Source organism: Pseudomonas fluorescens (genome assembly GCF_002022275.1).
In the GTDB taxonomy this organism is placed as follows: domain Bacteria; phylum Pseudomonadota; class Gammaproteobacteria; order Pseudomonadales; family Pseudomonadaceae; genus Aquipseudomonas; species Aquipseudomonas fluorescens_AJ.
Window position 1 is genome coordinate 70,927 of record NZ_MSDF01000018.1, and the last position, 24,787, is coordinate 95,713.

General features: G+C 59.6%; 18 protein-coding genes. 1 reads left to right on the top strand and 17 read right to left on the bottom strand.

Translation table 11 applies throughout. The annotated features are described in order from the left end of the window. Nucleotides 1–129 precede the first annotated feature (129 nt). The 4 genes from BFW87_RS16510 to BFW87_RS16525 form a co-directional block, all read right to left on the bottom strand. Complete coding sequence (locus tag BFW87_RS16510; RefSeq protein WP_078740822.1) at nt 130–531, bottom strand: DUF4440 domain-containing protein; 402 nt, start codon at nt 529–531, stop codon at nt 130–132. Further along, nucleotides 532–1,344, bottom strand: coding sequence for an SDR family oxidoreductase (locus BFW87_RS16515; protein WP_078740823.1), 813 nt, complete (start codon nt 1,342–1,344; stop codon nt 532–534). A gap of 14 nt (nt 1,345–1,358) precedes the next feature. After that, nucleotides 1,359–1,823, bottom strand: coding sequence for a multidrug transporter (locus BFW87_RS16520; protein ID WP_078740824.1), 465 nt, complete (start codon nt 1,821–1,823; stop codon nt 1,359–1,361). Nucleotides 1,824–1,989: 166 nt separating this feature from the next. After that, the gene (locus BFW87_RS16525; RefSeq protein WP_078740825.1) at nt 1,990–2,265 is read right to left on the bottom strand and encodes a DUF3077 domain-containing protein; all 276 of its coding nucleotides are present in this window, start codon (nt 2,263–2,265) and stop codon (nt 1,990–1,992) included. Nucleotides 2,266–3,097: 832 nt separating this feature from the next. Between BFW87_RS16525 and BFW87_RS16530 the strand changes: the two genes are divergently transcribed. Then, entirely contained in the window at nt 3,098–6,295 is a 3,198-nt protein-coding gene (locus BFW87_RS16530) for an HYD1 signature containing ADP-ribosyltransferase family protein (RefSeq protein WP_254865900.1), read from the top strand. Between the two features lie 80 nt (nt 6,296–6,375). Here the strand turns inward: BFW87_RS16530 and BFW87_RS16535 are convergent, their stop codons facing one another. The 13 genes from BFW87_RS16535 to yaaA form a co-directional block, all read right to left on the bottom strand. Beyond that, nucleotides 6,376–7,827, bottom strand: a complete 1,452-nt coding sequence (locus tag BFW87_RS16535) for a mannose-1-phosphate guanylyltransferase/mannose-6-phosphate isomerase (RefSeq protein ID WP_078740826.1) — start codon at nt 7,825–7,827, stop codon at nt 6,376–6,378. 243 nt (nt 7,828–8,070) lie between these two features. Further along, entirely contained in the window at nt 8,071–8,724 is a 654-nt protein-coding gene (locus BFW87_RS16540; RefSeq protein ID WP_078740827.1) for an alginate O-acetyltransferase AlgF, read from the bottom strand. A gap of 16 nt (nt 8,725–8,740) precedes the next feature. Continuing rightward, on the bottom strand, nt 8,741–9,925 hold the full coding sequence (locus BFW87_RS16545) for an alginate O-acetyltransferase (RefSeq protein ID WP_078740828.1): 1,185 nt from the start codon (nt 9,923–9,925) through the stop codon (nt 8,741–8,743). An 11-nt stretch (nt 9,926–9,936) separates the two neighbouring features. Further along, a complete protein-coding gene (locus tag BFW87_RS16550) occupies nt 9,937–11,469 on the bottom strand; it encodes an MBOAT family O-acyltransferase (RefSeq protein ID WP_078740829.1) in 1,533 nt (510 codons plus the stop codon). 218 nt (nt 11,470–11,687) lie between these two features. Continuing rightward, complete coding sequence (locus BFW87_RS16555; protein WP_139372446.1) at nt 11,688–12,797, bottom strand: mannuronate-specific alginate lyase; 1,110 nt, start codon at nt 12,795–12,797, stop codon at nt 11,688–11,690. An 8-nt stretch (nt 12,798–12,805) separates the two neighbouring features. Continuing rightward, on the bottom strand, nt 12,806–14,254 hold the full coding sequence (locus tag BFW87_RS16560) for an alginate O-acetyltransferase (protein ID WP_078740840.1): 1,449 nt from the start codon (nt 14,252–14,254) through the stop codon (nt 12,806–12,808). Nucleotides 14,255–14,265: 11 nt separating this feature from the next. Beyond that, entirely contained in the window at nt 14,266–15,834 is a 1,569-nt protein-coding gene (gene algG, locus BFW87_RS16565; protein WP_078740831.1) for a mannuronan 5-epimerase AlgG, read from the bottom strand. Then, nucleotides 15,834–17,321, bottom strand: a complete 1,488-nt coding sequence (locus BFW87_RS16570; protein ID WP_078740832.1) for an alginate export family protein — start codon at nt 17,319–17,321, stop codon at nt 15,834–15,836. The genes algG and BFW87_RS16570 overlap by 1 nt, the downstream gene beginning before the upstream one ends. Next, the gene (algK, locus tag BFW87_RS16575; protein WP_254865901.1) at nt 17,318–18,826 is read right to left on the bottom strand and encodes an alginate biosynthesis TPR repeat lipoprotein AlgK; all 1,509 of its coding nucleotides are present in this window, start codon (nt 18,824–18,826) and stop codon (nt 17,318–17,320) included. The genes BFW87_RS16570 and algK overlap by 4 nt, the downstream gene beginning before the upstream one ends. Nucleotides 18,827–18,834: 8 nt before the next feature. Further along, complete coding sequence (locus BFW87_RS16580) at nt 18,835–20,001, bottom strand: alginate biosynthesis protein Alg44 (RefSeq protein ID WP_078740833.1); 1,167 nt, start codon at nt 19,999–20,001, stop codon at nt 18,835–18,837. A gap of 36 nt (nt 20,002–20,037) precedes the next feature. Continuing rightward, nucleotides 20,038–21,519: a mannuronan synthase gene (gene alg8, locus BFW87_RS16590; RefSeq protein ID WP_176159762.1), complete on the bottom strand. Its 1,482-nt coding sequence runs from the start codon at nt 21,517–21,519 to the stop codon at nt 20,038–20,040. 83 nt (nt 21,520–21,602) lie between these two features. Next, on the bottom strand, nt 21,603–22,919 hold the full coding sequence (locus tag BFW87_RS16595; RefSeq protein ID WP_078740835.1) for a nucleotide sugar dehydrogenase: 1,317 nt from the start codon (nt 22,917–22,919) through the stop codon (nt 21,603–21,605). 866 nt (nt 22,920–23,785) lie between these two features. Continuing rightward, a complete protein-coding gene (gene yaaA / locus BFW87_RS16600; protein WP_078740836.1) occupies nt 23,786–24,565 on the bottom strand; it encodes a peroxide stress protein YaaA in 780 nt (259 codons plus the stop codon). Nucleotides 24,566–24,787 lie beyond the last annotated feature (222 nt).

A 24,787-nucleotide genomic window follows, 5' to 3' on the forward strand; every position in this document is an offset into this window, starting at 1 on the left:
CCATTGAGCCAAACACAAACACTAAAGTGTGGGAGCTGGCTTGCCTGCGATAGCGGACTGTCAGTTGAAGTTTGTGCAGCTGACCCACCGCGATCGCAGGCAAGCCAGCTCCCACATTTTTTGATCGCGTCAGGCCTTGATGAAGGTTTCGTGCAGATGCCGCCACAGCAACGCGCCACTGGCTTGTTTCTCGAACACCACCGTGGCCCGGCGATCCGTCTGCGTGCCGCTGTCATCCACCTGATGCTCGCGGTAAGTCACCGTCGCGCCGCGCGCATGCCGGTCAATTCCAGTCATTTCACTCAAGGTAATCTTCAACCCCGGCCGCATACCGCCCAGGCGCGTGAACAAGGCCTTCACCCCGGCTGCATTCACCCGCGTTCCTGTGGCGGGTGCAACCATGCTGAACTCCGGTGAGAACCGTGCGAGCAAATTCTGCAAGGTGCCTTCAGGCGCAACCCCGGCAAACCATTGCTCGATCTCGACGTGGGTCTGGGTCACTTCTTCGAAAAAGTCGCTGTAGTCGATCATTTAAAGCACTCCATCCAATTCGAATCGTTTCTTCAACACCTTCTCCAGCAACGCCTTGGGCAACAACGCTGCCATCAACGGCAACGCCCGACAGCCATTGCCCGCGCGCAGCAGTCGAGGAGGGTTTGATTGTTGAACCGCCTTAAGCACCTGAGCCGCAAACTGCTCGGCTGAAGTCGGGTTGTTTTGCGAAGCCTGGGAGCGTGCACGAATGCCTTCGCGCAGCGGCCACCAGGGCGATTTCTCGTTAATCAACAGTTCAGCCTGGGCACCGGCGTTTTTGGCGAAGTGGGTGTCGATGGCGCCGGGCTGCACTTCCATCACCCGGATGCCAAACGGCGCCAGCTCCATGCGCAATGCATCGCTCAACGCGTGCACGGCGGCTTTGGACGCGCAGTACGCGCCGGCAAACGGAGTGACCAACACCCCGGACACGCTGCCGATATTCACCACCAACCCCTTGCCACGACGCAGTGCGGGAAACAGCGCTTTCGTCACGCCGACGACAGAAAACACATTGGTTTCGAACTGGCGCTGCATGGCTTCGGTGCCGCCATCGAGCAGCGGACCCATGCCGCCGTAACCGGCATTGTTGATCAATACATCCAGCTCGCCCCATTGCTCGGCGAGATGCTGCAAGGCGGCGCTGTCGTTGACGTCGAGTTGCACGGCGTTGAAGCCAGCGGCGGACAAGTCGGCGACGTCTTCGGGGCGGCGGGCGCTGGCCCACACGTCATAACCTGCGGATTTGAAGGCGTCGGCGAGGGCGCGGCCGATGCCGCTGGAGCAACCGGTGATAAGCACGTTGGGCATGGGTCAATCCTGTGTCAGTCCGAGAAGCTGCCTTGCAGGTGCTCGGCGCGAAATTCCAGGGTTTGCGCGCGGTAGCCGGGGCGCAAAGGCGGGGTGGGCAAGCAGTCGTCCCAGGTGGCGCCGGCCTGCAACTCGCCGGGGCCGCGATAGCGCGGGGCGGCGTAGACGTTGTCGGCCAGGTTGACGGTGTCGCCCGGGGCGTAGGCGGCGAGGCGCCAGCGCAGTTCGGTGAGGGGCACGTCGTTGCCGTTGTTGAGGATCAGTTTCAAAGGGCGGTCGGCGGGGCATTCCTCAGGGGCGTAGCTGATACGTAGCTCCAGGCGCGCCAGTTGCGAGGCTTCGCGGTTGTCCAGCCAGACGACCCAGACGGCGACGAAACCCAGGCCCACGGCGGCGGCGAGGGACACCGGCAAGGCTTTGGCGGGGTAGCGCAGAAGGAGGATCAGCCAGGTGATGATCAGGAGAACGCCGAAGAACATGGGGGCTGCCTCAGGAATGGATAAGCCATCCTACTGTGGGGCGGGCAGGTTGACTATCAGGTGTTCTTTGGGACGCCATCGCAGGCAAGCCAGCTCCCACAGTAGACCGGGTTTTACCTTGAAATACAGTCAACCTGTGGGAGCTGGCTTGCCTGCGATGACTTACTTACTGAGCAGAAGAGTCTGCCTGCAAACCATCAATGGAGGCCTCAACCAAGGCCAACCCGGTTTCAGCCAATTGCAGGCTGGCCCAATTCAGGTAGCTCTGGTGTTCAGTACACAGGTCTTGAGCCGCCAGGGTGAGCACGCGGGCGGTGCCCAGCACATAACTGGCATGTTCCAGCGCATGTTCGATGGGGATGCCGGGTTGTACGGAAAAAAGCGGTGCTTCACTGCGCTCGCTGGGGCCGAAGGGGGTGGGGCGGGTGGTTTGTTTGGACATGGTGAAACTCCTATGAAAATGGGAGTTGCCACGCTTCGCCGTCAAACGAATGGGTGGCAACTGTACGCAGGTTGACGGACCGGTCATAGGAACCCGGCGCGCTCGAAAGCGCCCCACGCACAGTCGCCATAACGCTGTGCTTGGTCCTATGAGTGTCCGAGGCCGTCAAACCTCATCACGAATGAGTCGTGACAGGCGCGAGGATAGGCAGGATGGGGGCAGGGGTCAATGCTGGCGGTTGTGCTTTCGGACGCCTTCGCGAGCAAGCTCTCATAGCCACTGCAAAACCTGGCCCATTGCTCAAGACAGCAGCTATCAAGTGGGCCTGACAACAATAGGGGAGCGCCGCTGCGACTGGAAATATCCGTTAATGAGTCTTTTTGGCTTTATTTGCCTGCGCTGACACTCAGGGGTACAGGAGTATTTCCGCGTGAATGCGTGGTGGTGCTCAGTCATCCAGTATGAGAGAGCCCTTATGATTGTTAGCCCTATCAGTACGGTTCACCAGCAACCGTCTTTTGTTCCTGCGACGCCAGTCGCGTCAACGCCGGAGCCCTTGCCTGCCAGCGAACCTGAGACCTCCTCTGCGAAAGGCATACGGTCAGGCCCACGGTTGCGGCGCAGTATCGAATGGGGAAGCTCATCCCTTACAAGTGGGGTGAAGTCAACGGGTGAGAATCCTGCTGGCAGCGATGTGCCCTTAACCAATCCGCTCATGCTGACGGAGGCTGCAAATGTCCTTAACACGCAACGCTTGGTACTCGCTTTGGAGGAGGTCCGAGCGTCCCTGACCAAAACCCCTGGGCAGGACGTGGCCGCGGTTCTTGAAACAATGAAGTTTTCCATTGAGCCGTTATCCGCATTTGGCCGTGCCTACGATTTTGCGCCGGGCGAGCAAGTGTCGGTGGCCTGGTTTCTACGGGAAAACAAACTGTACGTCCCTGCAGACCCTGAGCAACTGGTGAACCTCATCGACGTGAGTCACGAGCCAATACCTGAGCAGGCAGAACTTGGAAATCACTGGGGGCTGCTGTCTCAGTCAATGACGCTGGACACTGAACAACGCACGAAACTACGCACCATGACGAAAGAGGAGATGGCCAAGGTGCCGCCCGGTAACGGCACGTTCGCTGTTTTTCATCGGAAGTACGGCGCTTCGGTCCTGGGAAAAAATGCCGGCGAAACCCTCGAAAAGATGGTTGCGAGCCCTGAGCTTCGAATGCTGGGCCAACAGTTGGAGGCGGCGTTCAATACTGATGACACACCGATGTCCAGCCAGGTTTCTGATTGGATCATGGCGGCGATGGTGCTCGAACTTGATCCGCAGGCAGGCAGCAAGCGTGGCGTCGTGGCGGGCTACTCGCTTTATCAACCGGCCAACTGGGGTGTCAGCCCTTCAGTCGTGGTAGAGCGCCTGAGCCAGCACCTGATACAGCAGGGGAAGGTCAACGCGCAAATGGCACCGGCCGCTGCACGTTTGCTACTGGCGGGCGCAGCATCTGAATTTATTGTTGCCGATATACCCAATAATCTCGTGGTGGGGTCTGCGGCGTTTGCCAGGCTGTCGACGGTCGTGGAGACGCAAGAGATTTTGCGGCCGGGTGTAGCCTCGGTCACTGACTTTCAAGCGTTCATGAAGTTGGCCAGCCATAGCCCTGTCTCGGAGGTTGAGGCGGGCATTGAGGCCAAGGCTCAATCTCACGCCTTGATTGAGTGGGGAGTGGCCCAGGGCAGAGTCACCCGTAAGGACCACGAAGCCTACAGGGCAGACGAGGTGGCAGGGTTACGCGATGCGTTCAATGCAGAACTGGCTGCGTTGAAAAAAGCCGAGCAACAGTTGAGCGCAAACCTGCCAAACCGTAAAGCCATTGCGATTGAACAGTTAAAGGCGGCCTATGGTTCCGACGACCCGTTTGATGTGCGCACTATCCGCATTGCCAACATTGATGCCAGCGAGAGCGAGTACCACTCATTACTGGATATCTATATGGCCGGGAAAATGGACCGTATTCTTCCGGGGGAACGGTATGACTTTCGGTTAGGCAACCGCTTCCTGCGTGTCAAACAATTGGCCGATATCAATCAATTGTTCAGCAGCCAGTTCGATAGCTACTTCAAGGGTGTGAAGGAGGGGGTGGCGACGAGCGTCAAGCATCAGTTGTCGACGTTACCCCTGGAAGACAGACAGACCATCGCGTCGGGCAAGGTCGAGTTTTTTTCGTTGCGCAAAGCCAGTCTCGCTCAAGCTGAAGGCACAGAATCTGCGGCTGAGGCGCAGGAGGCCAAAGCGCGTTTTGGGCTCCTGATGCGAGTGGAGTCCAGGATCGACAAGAAAGGCAGCAGCCAGGACTACAAAAATCTGCGTTATGTCTATTACGAAGTTTTTCCCCTCCAGGGCATCATCCGCCGTCGCGACGACCTGCCCCGGTACCTGCCGAACCCGGCTCCCAGAGTCGCCGGTGCTGAAACCTACACGGAGCGTCAAGCCAAAGGGGTGAGTGTTTGGGTCGACTACGAGGCTTATCGAGGTGGCACCCCTGCGCAGTTGGAGAAATTCTCTGGCGGGCTGCTGACCGAGCGAGTCAAGGGGCCGTATCTGCCGGAGGTCAAAGCAGGTCAGGTCGCCAGTGCGTCGGTTCATACAAACCTGCGCTTCGACACGATTGGCAACGTGATGGCCGACCATCTGCTGCACGATCGTGAAGGCATGAAGTCGCAGGCTCGAGGGGTGACGGAGGTGGAAAGGGAGGAGGCCGGCATCAAGGCCGGGCATGATTTTGTCACCGGACTGATTCCATTCAAGACGGCAATCGAGCATGCCGTCAAAGGAAGTACCGGCGAGGCGATCAGGGACTTCGCGCTGGATATTTTTGGTTTTTTCGTACCGTTCAGTAAGGGGCTGGGTCAGGCCGGCAAAGTATTAGGCAAGGCGAGTGAGAAACTCGGCACGCGAGCGTTCAAGGCCTCGGACAGTATTTTGCGAGCAGTAGCCAGTGGCCTGAACCCCGTCGATGGCGTGGGGGACGTTGTCGTTGGCGGGGCGAAAACTGCCAAGACGGTGTTGCAGCGCAGTTACAGGGAGCTTAAGGAAATACTCCAGGGGCAGAATTTCACGTTTGCCGGGTCAGGCAAAATATCGGGCATTATCAACAGCGGCGACAGTCTCGCCGCGGGTCGTCAGTTGCCGGACTTGAGCCCTCACTCGCTGCCTGACAGCCTGCTGGAGGGCCGTACGGTAAAAGGCGACGGCACCTATCAAGTCGGTGAGCAGCACTACGTCCGCTACAGCGATGGCACCGGTATTAACAGAGTGTTTGAGATCAGCCGTGTGTACAAAGTCAACGGAGGGCATGTTCGGGTCATTGACCCTTCGAATCAGAAAACGGTGGCATTCCTGGCGCCCACGGGCACTGGCGAATGGCGATTGAATCAGTTGCCCGGAGGAATCAGGCCGCAAGCGCAACAGTCAGCCGCTACGGGAATAAGCATGATCAGGCCCCCAGCGAGCAAGCGATCTGCCGGGCAAAGCGCTGCGAGTGGGGTGTCAGGCGGCGAACCTGTCGCCAAAAAAACCAGGCTGCCTGAAAGCTTCCCCGGCGAAAAAGCGCTGCTGGATCCGCCTGTCAAAGGTACCAATCGGTTTTACCACTACACCGGGGAAAAGCCGCACGCTGCAATAACGGCCAGCCGCTACCTTGAACCCTCCAGTTCAAAACTGACCGGAGAAGCATTACCGCGCGGCAAAGGACGGCACTACTTTACTGATCTGGCTCCTGAGGACATGCCAACCACAAAAATCTCCGAGACTATTTTTGGGCGGCGTAAACATGGCAATGCGCTGGATAAGATGACCCATTACTACGAGATCAACACCACGGGGCTGAACATGGTGAAGAGTACGGAAAATCCACATATTTTTTACGTGGAAACACCGTTTTCCATTCCCTTGAGTTACAGGACAGCCCCGGGTTCCGACCTGACCTCGCGCATCATTTCGCACGGCGAGACGCCTTTTACGGCAGTGGTGTAAAACCCAAGAAAAAACCCCCACCCAACCCACTGCGGATAGGGGACGCAATGGGCTGGGTGAGGGTTTCTTTTACGACCGTGTTACTGCGCGATAGTTTTCACCGACACGCCACGCTCAACCGGCGTCGAGCGACCGTAGATATCTTCGAACCGCTCGATATCGTCTTCGCCCAGATAGCTGCCCGATTGCACTTCGATGATCTCCAGCGGGATCTTGCCCGGGTTGCGCAGGCGGTGCACCGAGGCGATCGGGATGTAGGTGGACTGGTTCTCGCAGAGCAGGAACACGTTTTCGTCACAGGTGACTTCAGCCGTGCCGCTCACCACGATCCAGTGTTCGGCGCGGTGGTGGTGCATTTGCAGCGACAGGCACGCGCCCGGTTTGACCGAGATGTGCTTGACCTGGAAGCGCCCGCCCATGTCCACCGAGTCGTAGGAGCCCCACGGGCGATAGACTTCGCAGTGGTTCTGGGTTTCGCTGCGGCCCTGGTCGTTGAGGGTCGAGACCATCTGCTTGACGCCCTGGACCTTGTCCTTGTGGGCAATCATCATCGCGTCTTTGGTTTCCACCACCACGATGTTGTCCAGGCCGATCACCGACACCAGTTTGCCGTTGCCGTGGATCATGCAATTGCGGCTGTCCTGGATCACCACGTCGCCTTTGCTCACGTTGCCGTGCGCGTCTTTATCGTTGACCGCCCACAGCGACGCCCAGCAACCCACGTCGCTCCAACCGGCACTCAGCGGCACCACGCAGGCGCGTTGGGTTTTTTCCATCACGGCGTAGTCAATGGAATTGTCCGGGCAGCAGGCGAACGTGGCTTCGTCGAAGGTCACGGTGTCGGCATCTTGCTCGCTGCGTTCCAGGGTCAGTACGCAGGTGTCGTAGATGTCCGGATCGTGTTTTTTCAGCTCTTCGAGGAAGCGGCTGGCGCGGAACAGGAACATGCCGCTGTTCCAGAAATAACCGCCGCTTTTGACGAACTCGACGGCGCGTTTTTCATCGGGTTTTTCCACGAACTGCTGCACGCGGCTGACGCCTTCGGGCAGCAGCGAATCGGCGGTGGACTTGATGTAGCCATAGCCGGTTTCCGGGCGGGTCGCCGGTACGCCGAACAGCACCATCTCGCCACGCTCGGCGGCCACGGTGGCCAGGGCCAGGGCGCGTTGCAGGGCTTTCTGGTCGTCGATCACGTGGTCGGCGGGCAGCACCAGCATCAGCTCGTCACGGCCTTCATTGACCAGCATCATCGCGGTCAACGCCACGGCAGGCGCGGTGTTGCGGCCGAAGGGCTCCATCAGGATGCGCTGGCATTCCAGCTTGCGGGTGCTCAGTTGCTCGTTGACGATAAAGCGGTGGTCCTTGTTGCAGACCACGATCGGGGAGTCCATGCCTTCAAACACCAGGCGCTCCAGGGTTTGCTGGAACAGCGTGTGCTCGCCGGTCAGGGCCAGGAATTGTTTCGGGAACTGTTTACGGGAAAGCGGCCAAAGACGTGAGCCGCTACCACCGGAAAGGATTACTGGGATCATGTGTTTCTCCTTGAATCAATTTGGGTCAGAGCTACGAAGGTTTGTCGTTTCACTCTTGTTTTTGTCTCGGGCCGAACTGACGCCTCGATCCTTGTGTGAGCCGGGCTTGTGTGGGAGCTGGCTTGCCTGCGATGCGGGCAACTCGGTGTTTCAGTTACACCGAGGTGCTGCCATCGCGGGCAAGCCCGGCTCCCACAGGGCCCTGCTTTTACAGGGGCAGTGGGGTCAGATTCGAAAATATGTTTAGCGGGTCGACACCGGGCGCTTGACCCAGACTGGCGAAATGCTCGCGCCAGAACCGGTCACATACAGCACCGCCGCTTCACCACGCTCCAGGGCAACCGGCTTCACGTCGCCTACTTTCTTGTCGCCGTCATACAACGCCAGGCTCACCTTCACCGGGTTGATTTCACGTTCGCCACGGCCTTTGGCGGCCACCGACTTGACCACGTCGGTCTTGCCATCAGCGGTTTTCAAGGTCAGGGCCTTGTCGCTGAGGTTCTGCACGCGCACCAGGGATTTCTGCTTGTTCTTGAACGGCGGCTCTTCGATCAGCTGTGGCTGGCCGGCGCCGCTGTTGACCAGGGTGTAATAGTGGTCGGCAGCGAGTTTGACCGGCACGGTCTGGCTGCCGATCTTGGCGCTGTAGTCGCCGCCCGGCATGAAGCTGAAGTCGCTGCTGGCCAGTGGCGCAACGTCGCTCAGGTTGGTGGCGCCGACGGTGGCGCTCACTTCCTGGTTCGACGCGTTGTACACACGCACAAAGCTTGAACCTTTCGGTGCGACAGGGCCGTACAAGGCGGCATCACCGGCGAAGGCCGACATCGAAACGATGCTCATGCCAGCGGCGAGGGCCAAGGTTTTGGCGAGACGACGCGGAGTTGTAGTGAAAGTCATGTGAGTGTCCTCTCTTTCAGTTTTGCGCCCGGTCGGGCGTCTCGGATTTTTGGTGTTTAACTGGGGTGTTCAGTGCCATATTCTGTTGGCGCGAACCGGCTTGTTTAAGCTGCGCAACCCACTGCGGGTCGGCATCACCGATTTCGTTGTTGATGGGCAGATAACGTTCCGGGAACTCCCAGATCAGCACCTGTGGCGGGCTGTTCTTGAAGTCATCGCTTTTCAGGTAGCTGAGCATCGGCAGGATCGGGCCGTGGCCGTCTTCGGAGTAGTTGATGACGTCGCTGTGCAAGGCTTGCTTGAGCGCGCCGACGAAGTTCCAGTTCGGGTTGGCGCTGTAGCTGGTGCCGACCAGTGCCACCGGGGTTTCGCTGTCGGTGAACAGGGCGTCGTCGCCTTTGTTTTCGGCCAGGTGCGTAACGCGTTTTTCCAGTGGCTCTTTCGGTGGCATCAGGTTTTCGAACAGCGGGTCCAGCGGCAGGAACAGACGCAAGTCACCTTTGTGTGGCTCGGTCTTCTCTGCTTCGGTGACAAAGCGCTGTGGCTCGCCGCTCAGTGGCGTCTTGGCGGCAATCACTTTGGCCAACTGTTTGGCGGCGACTTCAGCGCCGTCCGGCGTCCAGTGGGTGTCGGTGCGCAGGAACACTTGCTTGCCGCCCAGCTTGGCCTGTTGCAACGGGCCGAGCAGGTCCGGCGCGATGATCTTGTCGGCCGCCACACGGGCGTGGAAATCCTGATACAGGTTGGCGTGGATGCTCGCCGGTTTCACGTCGCCCAGGTGTTCCGGGTACAGGCGCACCTTGGCCGGCACAATCGCCATCACCAGCTGAATGCCTTGGGCCTTGAGCTTCTGGCGTACGCCTTCGACCAGCGCGTAGTTGCCTTGCAGGTTCTGGTCTTCATTGACGGCGGGGTTGAATTCCTCGTCGCTGTACAACCAGTGATCGCGGCCCAGTACCACGCCGGGGCGGCCTTCGTTGAACAGCTTGTAGTCCAGCGCCGCCCAGAGGTTGGTGCCGATGCGCTTGATCGGGAACTCGTCGTCGTAATGGGTCTCGACGGCTTTGGTCCAGCGGCCGTTAAGCACGGTCGCGTCGGCATTGGTGCTGAAGCCGAAGAAACTGCGCATCGACCAGGCGCCCAGGGCCAGCAGCACCAGCATGAACAGGCTGATATAGAGGACGCGTAATGAACGGGTCATGGTCGGCTCCCTCAAAATTGGAAGTAAAGGAACGGCGAGAAACTCTGCGCCGACAGTTTGAGAATCGACGCCACGAACAGCAGCAGCACTGCAGCGCGCATGGCGTAGCGTGGCCAATCAGCGGCCCAGTAGGCCGGTTGCACGGCGGCGTCTTTGCCCACAGTGAAACCTGGCTGGTGGATGCTGCCCGGGTTGTCGCCCGGCACGGCCTTGATCAGGCTCGGGTCGGCGGGCTTGTTTTTTTCGGCAGGGCGGTTGGTGTAGAAATCGCGCAGGCCGAAGAACGCCAATGTTGCGTACGCCACCACCAGGGTTGCGACTTGCAGGCCGGTGAGGTTGGCGCGGTTGAGTTCCGACAGCGACCACTCGCCAAAGCTGAACATCGCGCCGTACATCCGGCCGGCAACGTGCAGGTTTTCCGAGCGGAAGATCACCCAGCCCATCACCACCAGCAGGAAGGTGAAGGCCCAGCGCAGCACGTTGAAACTGCGCGGCGCGGTGTTGAGGCCGATGGCTTTTTCAATCGCCAGCCACATGCCGTGCCAGGCGCCCCACACGATGTAGGTGATGTTCGCGCCGTGCCACAGACCACCGAGCAGCATGGTCAGGAACAGGTTGCGGTAGGTGGTCAGCGTGCCTTTACGGTTGCCGCCCAGGGTGATGTAGAGGTAGTCACGCAGCCAGGTCGACAGGCTGATGTGCCAGCGGCGCCAGAACTCGGTGATCGACTGGCTGATGTACGGCTGTTTGAAGTTTTCCATGAAGCGGAAACCCATCATCAAGCCCAGGCCGATAGCCATGTCGCTGTAGCCGGAGAAGTCAAAGTACAGCTGCGCGGTGTAAGCCAGCGCACCGAGCCAGGCATCGCCCGTCGTCGGGTTTTGCAGGGCGAAGCAATGGTCGGCCACCACCGCGAGGGTGTCGGCGATGAACACCTTCTTGATGAAACCCTGCATGAACCGCGTGCAGCCCTCGGAGAATTTATCGAGGGTGTGCGTGCGGTTGTTGAACTGGTCGGCCAGGTCGCGAAAGCGCAACACCGGGCCGGCAATCAGGTGCGGGAAGATCGCCACGAACGCCGCAAAGTCGATCAGGTTGCGGGTGGCCGGCGTGTCGCCACGGTACACGTCGATGATGTAGCTGATGGACTCGAAAATGTAGAACGAGATCCCGATCGGCAACAGCACGTGGGTCAGGATGAACGGCTCAAGCCCTGCCGACTTCATCATCAGGTTGATGCTGTCGACGCCGAAGTTGGCGTACTTGAAGTAGCCGAGGATGCACAGGTCGATGGCCACGCCCAATAGCAGCCAGCGCTGGGCGGGCTTGGTGCGCACGCCTGCCGCACCGACCTTGAGGCCGATCCAGTAATTCCACAGCGTGACGGCGGCGAACAACGCCAGGAAGTCCACTCGCCACCAGGCGTAGAACACATAGCTGGCAATCAGCAGCAGCAGGTTGCGATAGCGTTGCCCGCTCAAGTAGTACAAGCCGAGAAAGATCGGCAAGAACAGAAACAGGAACACATTGGACGAGAAAACCATCCCGATCTCTCCATGTTTAACAGACAGTCAAGGGCCGCAGCCCCCCCAAACCCCCCCACGAAAATCGGGGGAGGCGGTATTGCAATTTCACTGAAGGAACCTGGTTAATTGTGGGAGCTGGCTTGCCTGCGATAGCTTTGTGTCAGTCGACATCAATGTTGAATGTCAGACCGCTATCGCAGGCAAGCCAGCTCCCACACTTGGACCGAGCCCAACCATCAGGAACCTTTGTTGCCCTTCTCATGCGTCGGGTCGTAGACCTTGGTCAGGTCTCCGCCCAACCGGAAGGTTTTGAACGGCTGCATCCCGTGCTTGCGCTCGAGTACATCCGGGGCGCAGGTGTAGAGGGTGCAGAAGGGCTCAAGCCAGGCAAATTTCATGTCTTCCTTGAGGTCCTTCATGTCCTGCTCTTTGCCGTTCTTCTTCTCGAAGATGTCCGGGTCTTTCACCCCGGCCAGCACCTTGTCACCCAGGCGTTTGAGTGCACCGTTGTTTTCCTGGCGCAGATCCACACCGTTGACCAAGGCGAAACTGGCGATCATCGACAGCGGCGGCAGGGCGTAGTTGTGGTACGACAAAGCCCGCTGCTGACGCTTGAGTTCGTTGGGCAGGAAGCCCTGGTCATCCACCTGATTGGCGCCGACCTTGTATTCCTTCACGGCCCAATCAAACAGGTCGCGGCGGTTGGTGGCGACGGACGTTGCCATCACCGACCAGGCGGCCCAGTAGGAGTGGTTGTTGGTTTTTTCCAGCGGCAGGTTGTCCCAGTCGCTGACAACCTGATCGGCGAGTTTGTTGAACCACGCTTCGATCAACTGCGACTCCTGCTGGTGATTGGCCAGCGGGTGCGAGTCGGAGAACTTCAGGCGCACATAAGCCGAAGCCATGCTGCCCAGCGCCCATTTGCGCATGGACTTGCCGGTGTGGTTGAAGTCCTTGGACATCAACGCATCCGCTTTGGCCCAACTGGTCAGCCAGTTGAGCGTGCATTCCAGCTGCTCCGGGCGACCGTCGCGCATGAACTGCATCACGCGCTTGCTGGTGTCTTTTTCCAGCTTGGTGATGTCGGCAGTGCTGTCGCGAAAGGCTTTTTCGGATTGCACGTTCAGCGTCGAACGGGCCTTGTCCGAACCTTCGTACTTGCTGCGAAATTGCAGCGAACCGGTGTACGGCGCCGGCATGGCGTCGCAGTCATTCTTGAAGTCGCCGGTCTTGAAGGCTTCCACTGGCGCGAAATAGCCCTGGGGCGGACGCAGTGGGGCGGCGGCGTTGACTGAGCCGGCGAAGATCGCCATGCCCAGCAGCGTTGGAATCAATAACTTCTGCATAGGTAACCTCATTGCCCGAGTGAGGCGGTTTTTTGACCGCCGCTTGGGAATACGTTGCGTGTGCAAATTTTCGCTTCAACCTTCTGCGCGGCCTGGCCCGCTTCGGGGCCCTGCACTTCTACGGCCAGCAAGTTCTGCGAGGCCCAGTCTTCATCGGTGCGCAGTTCGAAGGCGAAACGCCCGTCTGTATCGGATGTTTCGGGTTTTTCGATTTTGAGGTCCTCGTGGCGCCCGTTCATGTACCAGAGGGTGGCTTGCAAGGTTTTCACCGACGGGTCGGCGAAGCGGATATCGACCTGGTGACTGGCGTTACGCAGGTCTTTGTTCGAACTGTTGACCAGCAATTCGTTCTTGCCGGGTTTCAGTGTGGTGCTCGCGCTCATCTGCGCGGTCTTGCCTTCGCAGCCGTTGTCGAGCAGCGACATCATCTGGCGGTAGATGGTCTCCTGGTCGAGGCGGTACAGCGGCGAGAATTCCCAGATAAGGATTTTCGGCGGGCTCTTCTGGAATTCATCGCTGCCAAGGTACTGGATCATCGAGCCTTCAAGGCCACCGCCGGGGAAGGCGACGTTGAGAATGTCGGCACCGATTTCCTGTTCGAGGAAGCCGGCGAAGTTGTAGTTCTTGCCGCTGTGGCTGGTGCCGACCAGGGTGATCTGCGGGTTGCCGGTATCGCCGAACAGATCGCCGTCGCCCGCTTCGCCCTTGGGCTCGGTGGTGAACTGGTCCATGTACTGGATCGCGTAGCTGGTGCCGCAGAGTTGCCCGGCCATGTTGTGCAGGGTGCCGGTCTTGCCCATGCGCCCGGAGCGCACGGTTTCGAATTCACGCTTGGGAATGTCGGCGAATTCCGGCATCTGCTTGACCTTGGCACCGACGATTTTCGCCGTGCGCTGGGCGCCGTAAGGGGTCCAGTGTTGGTCGCCACGGAAGTAAAAATCGTGGGCCGGCAGTTCGTCCGGCAGTTGCTCATTGGTGAGCGGCGACAGGTCCGGCACCACATAACCCATCTTGGCGAAGCGGCCGAGCATGGTTTTGTAGTTGCCCAGCGCCTTGTCGAAATCGAATTTGGCTTTCTCTTCCGGGTTGAGCTTGTTGCGGTTCACCAGGCCACGGGTCGGCTGGTACACCACCACCAGTTCCACGCCCTTGGCCTTGAACGCATCGTGCAGCTGTTGCATGCGTTTGTAGCCGGCGGGGCTGGTGTCGAATTCGGTGCGCAAATCTTCCTGGGTACGGAACAGCCAGTCGCCCTGGGCTTGCACCAGGGTGGTGAAGTTTTGCTGGTAGCGCGTGGTGTAGTTCTTCGCGTCATGCGCGGCCGGGCACAGGCTGCAGCACGGTTCGGCGGTGAAGGTTGGCGCCTTCACTTCATCGGCGCGCACGCCCTGGCTGGCCGCGAGCAGGCCGAGGGTCAGGCCCGACAGGCTGAGCAATTTGATCATGTGTGGGTGCATAAGGGTCATCCTCAGTCCTGCATTTCGGTCTGGCGTTCGACAGGGTCGATCAGCACGGCTTTCTGCTGGCGCACCAGCAGGTCGAGAATTTCTTCCTGACGATCACCCAGCACGCCGTTGAAGCTGATCCCGCTGGATTTGGTCGGCGCCAGCATCGATACGCGGTACAGCTCAACGCTCAATGGCGAGTCGATCGACAGCGGCCCGCTGCCGTTACCCGCCAGTTCACCGCCGACCACGATCAGCGAAACCTTGGCGTCGAACGGGTCGAGGGCGATGTCGCGGTCGGTGTCGGTCAAGTCCTTGATGTGGCCGTAGACGCCGGTCAAACCGTTGGCCATCGAGGTGTTTTCGTACAGGCGAATGTTCACGCTGTTACGGATCCGGATGCCGTGGCGACGGTTTGCGATCACTTTGTTGCCCCACAGCAGGTTGTCGCTGCTCTCATAGAGGGTGATGCCGTCGGTGTGGTTGCGGTAGATCTCGTTGTCGGCGATCAGGTTGTTCACGCTGTTACGGTCGATCACCAGGCCCGAGAGCTTGTTGTCGTAGCTGCGGTTGTTGAAGATGAAGCTGTCGTTCACTTCCCGGGAAATGATGATGCCGTGCTTCTTCTTGGTGCCGTAGACGGTGTTGTCCGCGATGATCAGGCCGTGGGAACGGTCGTGCGGGTCAATGCCGTAGACGATGTTGTCTTTGTAGGTGTTGCCCTTGAGCACAAAGCCCGTGGTTTCGTAGCAGTAGAAGCCGTACCACATGTCCGAGAACTCGGAATCAATGATCCAGCCGGTCGGCTCGGGACGCTTGAGCACCTTGGCCATGTTCGGCGTGTACTGGGAAATACTCACTCCGTACGACTTACTGTTGGCGTAGCCGAAGCTGGCCATTTTGGTCTTGGAGATGTAGGTCTCGGTGCCGCCCCAGGCCAGCAGGAACGGGCGAAATTCCTTGGGCGATTGAAACAGTGCCGGGCCATTCGCCTTTTCATTCCAGCCGGTGATTTTGGTGTCACGCACAAACAGCTGGCCGTCGTTGATCAAGAACGAGCCGGCTTGCTGGGACAGGCGCAGCTCCTGGGTTTTCTTGTCGATTTCCAGGATGCCTTTGCGCCCGACCACGATCGGCAGCTTGGCCAGGAACACGCCCGGCGAGGTTTCGCTGAGGTACTGCTTGGGCACTTTGCCGAGCAGGTCCTTGAGGTTCATGTAGCCGTCATCCACAAAGATCGCCTGGGGAATGCCGTGCTGGCGCACCACCCATTCAGCCATCTTGTTGTCGCCGCCGATAAAGTCCTTCAGCGCATCTTCCTGCATCATGCGGCGGATGCTGACTTTGCCCGGCTTGCTGCGCACGATCTTCTTTTCCATGGCCGCCGCGGTGTAGCCCGACAGGTCAGGCAGGGCCGGCTTGGGCATTTCCAGCGGCGCAGTCGGCGGGCTGGAAATGGTGTAGGTCTTGGCCTGTTGCAGTTCCTTGGCGATGGTCGGCGCCTTGGCCGTCGTGTCGGCAAATGCAGTGGCGCTGGCCATCAGCATTGCCGCGACGAGTAGGCTTTGAGCATTCATTGCGCAGGCTCCCATCAGAATTTCCAGATCACGTCGACAAACGCGCGATGCATGTACGAGTCGACCCCGCTGCCATAGGCATCACCCGGCTTGAACACGCCGGCACGGAAACGCACCAGGGCCGACGGCTCGTCGATCGACTGGCTGAGTGCCGCCGGCAACAGGCCTTTCTTGAAGTACTTGGTGACGACCAGGTCCATCTCCTGACCCAGGTCTTTCTTGCCGTCTTCAAGCGGCAGGGACGTGCTGGACAGGATCGCGCCGGTCACGTCGTCGGTGTTGTTCTCCACGGCATCAATGCCGTTGCTGCCGACCGGCTTGTTGCCGTCCACGCGCCAGAACTTGTGATAGACCAGGCTCGCGTCGTAGTCCTCGCGCAGCTGCCAGGAACCGAACAGGCTCATGGACTGCATGTTGTTCATCTCGCCGCGAAACGCTTCGCCGAAGCGGTGCACGCGGGACTGGGTGCCGGTCCAGTTCGAACGGTTGCTTTGCAAGCCGTTCTGCTCGTAGTTGGCGCTGGCGCGGGAATAGGCCGCACCGACTTGCCATTGCGGGTCCAGACGCAGGCGGATGCCCAAGTCGGTAGCCCAGCCACTCACGTCGTCGCTGCGCTTGGCCTCTGTCGGGCGGGTGCCGTCGGCGTTCAAGGCGTTGACCGTGTCGCGGTCGCCTTTCATGCCGGTGACGCTGGCCCAGTAGTTGACGGTGTTGGTGTTGCGCCAGTTATAGGCGTCGCTGTTGGCTTCGATGCCGAGCCAGGTCAGGTCGCCTTTTTCGCGCTTGTCCAACGGGTCGGTGGCCACGCCCGGTTCGGCGTAGTCGAGCTTGCCGTCGTCATGGGTGTGGTGACCGCGCAGGCCAATCCACTGCCCCGGCGTCCACTGGTAGGCGGCGTCGGCGTAGAAGTGCTGACGGTCCTTGTCCTTGGGCGACAGTTCCTTGAGGTCGGTGCGGTATTCGCTGAAACGTTCGGCAGCGCCGACATTCGCCTTGAGCAAGGTGGTGTCGAAGGTCCAGTTCAACGCTTCGATATTGGTGTCGCGCCATTGGCCGTCGTCATTGCGCAGGCGCTGGCGACCGAACTTGAGGATCTCGCCGGGGTAGGGCGTAAAACCGCTGTAGCCGACCCAGAATTCGCGCAGGGCCAGGTAGTTTTTCTTGGCCTTGCGGTCGTCGTTGCTCGACTGTTCGGTGGTGTCGTCGGCCGACTGTTGCAGGGTGTCGGTCTCGATGATGTCGCTGGAGACCACGGCCTGGCCCATGGCGTAGGCGCTCCACGCGCCGCTTTCGCCGTAGATCCACGGGCGCAGGTCGAGGCCGATGCCGTTGACGTCGCCGCCTTTCTGCGTGCCGAGGTCGCGGTCGTCTTCGGACTGCGCGGTGGCTTTCACTTCAAGGCCAAAGTTCTTGGCTTCGGTCAGCGCGGCCAGGGTCGGGCACGACCACAGCAGGGCGAAGGTCAGGCCGATACCGGCCTTGACGAATGGGTTGAGCTTCATAGGGATTCCTCGCCGTCTTCGTCTTCCAGGGCGTGCAGTTGCAGCGTGCTCTGGGCCAGGGTGCCGCGCGTGGCCAGCTCCTGTTGCACCAGGCGTTGGCCTTCGGCGCGTTGCTCTGGCGTCAGCGGGGCTTCGAGCTGCGTGGCCAAATCATTGGCCTCTGGCGTGTCCTGGGCTTTAGCCAACTGGCTGAAGACATAGGCGTTCAATGGGTCGGGCTTGGTGCCCTTGCCTTGGGAAAACAATTGAGCGATGGCGAAGTCGGCGCTGTTCTGGCCGTTGCGCGCAGCGGTCAGCAGGTGGTCGAGGGCTTTTTGCGAATAGACCTTGCCCAGGTAACCACGGCGGTAGATCTGGCCGAGGTAGTAATCGGCGGCCACTTCCTTGCCCACAGCTTTTTCGAAATGCGCTTCGGCGGCCTTGGCGTCGGCCGGCACCCACTTGCCTTCGTAATAGAGCTTGCCCAGCAACAACTCGGCGCGCGGCTGGTCGGCGGCGCGGCCGTTGTCGAGGTACTTCATCATCTGGTCGACGTCGCCCAACTCGGGGAAGTCGTAGAGCAATTGCGCCAGGCTGACCCAGGACGCGGGGTAGCCGGGGGCGATTTTTTCCAGCAGCGCTTGCGCGGTTTTCTCGTCGGTCTTGCCCAGGGTTGCATCGCCCAACACGCGAGCCACGCTATCGACGCGCTGTGCGGTGACGGTGCCACGGCTGTAGCCGGCTTCCATCTGTTTGAGCAGTTCGGCCTGTTTTTCCGGCTCGGCTTTTTTCTGGTAGACCGTGGCCAGCTCGACGTAGCAGATGTCAGTGGTGTTGAGCGCGGCTTTGCAGATGCGCTCCACGTCATCCAGGTGCTGGTCGTAGGTGTCCTGGGTGCGATACAGCAGCACCTGGGCCAGGCCGGCTTCCGGATAACCGGCGGCCTGCCATTTGTTGATTTGCTGCTGAGCGTTCACGTTCGGGAAGCTGTGCGGGTATTGCAGGTACAGCATCGCCAGCGGAATCAGGGTGTTGCCTTCGCCATTGGCAAAGGCTTTTTTCAGCAGGCCTTCCGCTTCGTGTTGCTCGGCTTCGGTGGCGCCGGGCTTGGCCACCAGCAGGCGACCGAGGCGAGCCTGGGCGCGCGGCGAGGTGTCGGCGGCGGCGCGGTAAGTGGCCTCGGCCTGGCGGATTTGCTCGGGATCGCGGGTGCCTACCTGGATATCGGCCAGGCCGACTTGGGCCTCGCTGTAACCCAGGTCTGCCAGCTGCTGGTAGTTCTGCTGGGCGGTGACGGTGTCGCCGCGTTTCAGCGCTTCATTCGCCAGGCGCTGGTCGGGCAGGCCGGCGCAACCGGCCAGGCTGACGGCCAGGGCCAGTGCGCAGAAGGTCAGGGCGCAGTGAGATCTGTTTTCTGTGGGAGCTGGCTTGCCTGCGATGGCAGTGTTGGATTCACCACCGCTATCGCGGGCAAGCCCGGCTCCCACAGGGGACCGTGTTGTGATTGAAATAGGGTTCACAGGCATGTCCTCGCTTACAGACCGTTAGCCATGGCTTTATCGATCAGCCAGTTCAGCGAGGGGCCACGGTCGCTGGTCACTTCCACCGGGCGGCCGGCGTAGGTGCTGTCCAGCGGTGCGTCAGGCTTGATCTGCACGCGGATGTCGGAGGACAGGTCGGCGCTGTTCAGGCTGGTGCTGCTGACGATGGTGCCGGTGCGCAGTTGTTCTTCGTCGGCGACCTGGAAGTTCACCGGGGTCCCCGGGCGAACATCGGCGAACTGGCGATAGGTAAAGCGCGCTTCCACATTGGCCAGGCTGCCACGTGGCACCAGCTGGAAGATCACATCACCTTTGCTGGCGTATTGGCCGTCGGCGACCAGTTGCTGCGAGACCACGCAATCGCACGGGGAGGTCAGGGTGCCGGTCATTTGCTTGCCGAACAGTTCTTCCACCTTGGCCGGTTGCAACTGGTCTTCGTCCAGATGGCCCTTGAGCACATCGAGCATGCTGGTGCTGAAGGTGGCGAGTGGCGCGCCCTTGGCCGCCACCGCGTCACCCTTGAGCAGGCTTTGCACGGTGCCGTCGCGCGGCATGGTCACGTTCATCCCCGGTACGCTGACCAGGCCCGCCTGGGCGTGGCTGACGAAGTACATGCCGTACACCGATTTGAAGACAAAACCGAAGGCCGCGAGGCCGACGATGAAGATACCGGCGCTGAACACCACGGCACGCAGACGACCGAACGCGGTCATGCCGCTGCCGCCGTCCTTGACCTTGCGCGCCTTGGTGAAGTTGTCGCGTTGCAGGGTGGCGAGCACGTCGCCCATGGTCACGATGTCGCCGGACAAGTGCGAGGTGATCAGGTGACGCAGGGTGGAAATATCCTGTTGTTCGAGGTTCTGGAACTGGCAACCGGTGCGGCCAGTCTGGCGGTCGTAAGAGCGGATCTGCAGCTCAACGTCCATCGCCAGGCCGAGGTTATCGATCACGAATTGCAGGCGGCCCTTGTGCGTTTCGCCGACGGTCAACGGCTGGGTCGAGGTGAAGGCCAGGCCGCCGGCGGACAGGTCGATCACCCGGGCTTCGGTCGGCGTGCGGTCAGTGTTGAAGAAGCGCAGCTTGGCCGGGATTTTCACGCGGGCATGTTGGCGCTGGGCTTCGGATTCGTGGACAACGTTGGCGTTTACAGAGCTATTCATCAGGTGTTTTCCTAAGTTAATTCAGGCTTGGCAGGGTCAGACCATCATCAGCAACACGGCGACGAATATGCTGCCGGCGGAGAAGGTCATGGTCCGAGACGACCAGGTGTTGAACCAACGTTGAAAGCTGGCCAAATCGCGGGTCAGTTTGGTGTCCTGGCGGGTCCAGGACTGTTGATCAAGGCGGAAGAACACGTAGATCTTCACCAGCGCGCCCATGATCTGGTTGTAATAGAGAATCACCGGGTAGGCCGGGCCGATCTTGTGGCCGGAGCACGACAACAACAGGGTGAGAATCAGGCGGGTGATGCCGATCCACAGCAGGTAGGCGAGGATGAACGCGCCGCCGTATTTGAAGGTGGCGATGATCGCCACGGTCAGGCCGAGCAGGGAGGTCCACATCGACACGCGCTGGTCGAACAGCACCACGCTGGTGAACAGGCCGAGGCGACGAACACCCAGGCCGAGGGCGCGGGAATTCTGGCGCAGGTTGTTGCCGTACCAGCGGAACATCAGCTTGCGGCTGGCTTTGATAAAGCTCTTTTCCGGCGGGTGTTCCACGGTGTTGATTGCGGCGTCCGGCACGTAGAAAGTGTCGTAGCCCAGACGCATCAGGCTGAACCAGCTGGACTTGTCATCACCGGTCAGGAACTTGAAACGGCCCAGGCGCCAGTGTTGCAGCGAGTCGCTTTCCACGTCGGCGATAAAGCCCGGATCGGTGACCACGCTGGCACGGAACACCGACATGCGCCCGGTCATGGTCAGTACGCGCTTGGACAGAGCCATGGAGCACATGTTGATGTGGCGTTGGGCGAAGCGCAGCTTGTGCCATTCGCTCATGATGTAGCCGCCGCGCACTTCGCAGAACTCGTTGGTGGTCAGGCCGCCGACATTGCCGAACAGCTGGAACCACGGCACGGTTTTGCGTACCACGCCTTCGGCGAGCACGGTGTCGCCGTCGATCACGGCCACCACGGCACGGTCATCCGGCAGGTGGCGGGAGATGGCGCGAAAACCAAAGGCCAAACCGTCGCGCTTGCCGGTACCGGCGATGCGCACGAAGTCGAGCTTCACGTGGTCCGGCGGGTTCATGCGTTCCCACAGGCTTTTCACCAGCAACTCATCGGACATTTCCACCAGCGAGCAGACAACGGTGGTGGGGAAGCCGCATTCGATGGCTTCGCGAATCACCGAGCTGTACACCTGCGCGGTGGTCAGCGCATCGATACGGAAACTGGTGACCATCAGGAACACATGGGACGGGTCAGCGGCCTTGCCCAGCTTGCGCACTTTGCGGCGCAGGTGCGGGTACACCACGTACAGAAACAGCATGCCGCGAAAGAAATGCGTAGCACCCATCGAATAGCGCCAGATGCCAACGGCGCCAATCAGGAAAATAAAATTCTTCGACTGCGAGTCGAACGTACTCGCCGGCAACAGCAGGGCGAGTCCCATCAGCAGGCTGAGGAAGAACAGCCAGCCAGCGCATTGGAGCAGTACGTGTTTTAACTTGGACATAAGCGTCATCCGAAGGTGAAGAAGGCTTCAAGCTGCAGGCGCTGGGGATCAGGACACCTGCAGCTTGAAACTCGCCGTTGCTGTTACCAGCAAATGCCTTCGGTGCGACCACTCACACTGGTGGCCTGGGACATGAAGCCCACCAGATCGATCACTTGCTTGCCGTGGGGTGCGTTGTGCGCCAGCGCACGGAATTTCTCGTCGCGGTTGCCGAGGATGATCACGTCGGAGTTGTTGATCACATCATCGAAGTCCGAGTTGAGCAGGGACGACACGTGTGGGATCTTGCCTTCGATGTAGTCCTTGTTCGCGCCGTGTACACGGGCGTACTCGACGTTGCTGTCGTAGATGCTCAGGTCGTAACCCTTGCCGATCAGCATTTCCGCGAGTTCGACCAATGGGCTTTCGCGCAGGTCATCGGTGCCGGCCTTGAAGCTCAAGCCGAGCAGGGCGACTTTGCGTTTGTCGTGGCTTTCGACGATGTCGAAGGCGTTCTGCACCTGGGATTCGTTGCTGCGCATCAGCGAGTTGAGCAGCGGCGCTTGCACGTCCAGGGTGCTGGCGCGGTAGGTCAGCGCACGCACGTCTTTTGGCAGGCACGAACCGCCGAAAGCGAAGCCCGGGCGCATGTAGTACTGGGACAGGTTGAGGGTCTTGTCCTGGCAGACCACTTCCATCACTTCACGGCCATCGACGCCGACAGCCTTGGCGATGTTGCCGATTTCGTTGGCGAAGGTGACCTTGGTGGCGTGCCACACGTTGCAGGTGTACTTGATCATTTCGGCAACGGCGATGTCCTTGCGGATGATCGGCGCGTCGAGCTCTTCGTACAGCGACTGCAGGACATCGCCGGAGGCTTTGTCGAACTCGCCGATGACGGTCATTGGCGGCAGGTCGTAGTCGGCGATGGCGGTGGATTCACGCAGGAATTCCGGGTTCACCGCGACGCCGAAGTCGACGCCGGCTTTCTTGCCGGAGCAGTCTTCGAGAATCGGGATGACCACGTTGGCCACGGTGCCCGGCAACACGGTGCTGCGCACGACTACGGTGTGGCGGGTGGCTTTGTCACGCAGGACAAAACCGATCTCGCGGCACACGGCTTCGATGTAATCGAGTTCGAGGTCGCCGTTCTTCTTGCTCGGGGTGCCCACGCAAATCATCGACAGGTCAGTGTCACGGATGGCTTCGGCGAAGTTGGTAGTGCCGCGCAGTCGACCGGTCTCGATACCTTGGCTCAACAGTTCGCCCAGACCCGGTTCAACGATTGGCGATTTGCCAGCGTTGATCAGGTCGATCTTATCCTTGGAAATGTCTACGCCGACCACTTCATGGCCCCGTGCAGACAGGCAACCGGCACAGACTGCGCCTACGTAACCCAAACCAAATATGCTGATGCGCATCGCATTTACCTCTGTATTAATCATGCCAATTAGATGGCCGGAGTTCATGTTTGCAAACGTCACTGATGCCGCGAAAGTTAGGCGAATAGACGCCAACTTACCGCGTGCAGGCATGTTGAATAACGAGTGACTAATGATTGCACTCAAGTTGTGCGCAACGTGGCCTTGTTATTGGGGCTTGCCCTGAAATGCAGCCGGCCTTCCTGGGTAGAGGGCCTGACGCCAGTGCCGCAGGGTCTTGATAGGGGCTTTAAGCCTTTAAATATCAATACCTTGGGTTGTCTCACTGACACATTTAGGTAAGCTCGGCCGTGGCCTTATAGTTCGTGGCAAATCATCCTTGTCGCCGCTATTAACTAATCGGTTGGTAAAACGACCGTTGAGCAGAAGTTAAATTATGACAACTTCGCTACTTCCGTTGGTCGCCGTGTAAGTCTTCTCTTACAGCAACAGAGAATTTCGCTACCGGTGGTATGAGCGGTGCTTTAGGACGAAGTTCCTGGCCACTCATCCTGTTAGCTGACATTTCTTGAAATATTAAGAAAGATGGCACTGGTACTAAATTGATAGCACTTGCTATTTGGACCAGTCGTTATAGGGAGTTGGTGAGCGGGGATAGTTTTGTGCCACTAGTGTTTAAAAAAAGTGGTGCCACTACGAAAAAATTTCAGGAATGTCGAGTGAAAGATTCGTTAGGAATTCGACAGGATGTTTTTTGACGTCAAATAAATGACATTTTTCTGGCTGGAATAAGCAAAAAAATGTGGGAGCTGGCTTGCCTGCGATGGCGGTGGGTCAGTTGGCAACGTTGCTACTGATACACCGCCATCGCAGGCAAGCCAGCTCCCACATTTCGGGGAACCGCATTATTCCGCTGCGTGATCGCGCAGGAACACCAGGTTGTCCGGCTTGGACTGCTCTGCATTGAAGCGATAACCCTGCACATCAAATTGCTTGAGCTTGGCAGGGTCGTTGATGCGCTCCTCGATCACAAAGCGGCTCATCATGCCGCGGGCCTTTTTGGCGTAGAAGCTGATGATCTTGTACTGGCCGTTTTTCAGGTCCTTGAACTCGGTGTTGATGATCCGCGCGTTCAGAGCCGGGCGCTTGACCGCCGAGAAGTACTCGTTGGACGCCAGGTTGAGCAGCACGTCATCGCCTTGTGCGGCCAGTGCTTCATTCAGCCATTCGCTGATGCGCGTGCCCCAGAACGCATAGAGGTCTTTGCCGCGGGCGTTGGGCAGTTTGGTACCCATTTCCAGGCGGTACGGCATCATCAGGTCCAGCGGGCGCAGCAGGCCGTAGAGGCCGGAGAGCATGCGCAGGTGGTCCTGGGCGTAGCTGAAATCGGCGTCGCTGAAGGTTTCGGCGTTGAGGCCGGTGTAGACGTCGCCCTTGAAGGCCAGCAGCGCTTGTTTGGCGTTGGCTTGGGTGAATGCTGGGGTCCAGCTGCCGAAGCGCGCGGCGTTGAGGCCGCCGATTTTGTCGGAGACGTGCATCAATTCGCTGATTTGCGCTGGGGTCAGGTCGCGCAATTGTTCGATCAGCTCTTGGGAGTGGTCGAGGTATTGCGGCTGGGTGAAGCGCGGGGTGGCCGGCTTGGACTCGAAATCGAGGGTTTTGGCGGGGGAAATCACCATCAGCATGAGGTTGGCTCCTGGAATCGTGGGGGGATTCTAGGGGGTTGGGGCGTTTGACTCCACCTATGGTGGTGATAGAGGTGTGTGGTTTTTTGTGTGCATATCCGTTGCTGCGGTCACGGCGGCTTATGGTTCCGCCCTTACGGCGGGTCACTTTTGGAATGACCCAAAAGTAACCAAAAGGTCCTCGCCCCACCACTCGGCACCTCGCCTAGGCTCGGTGTGCCC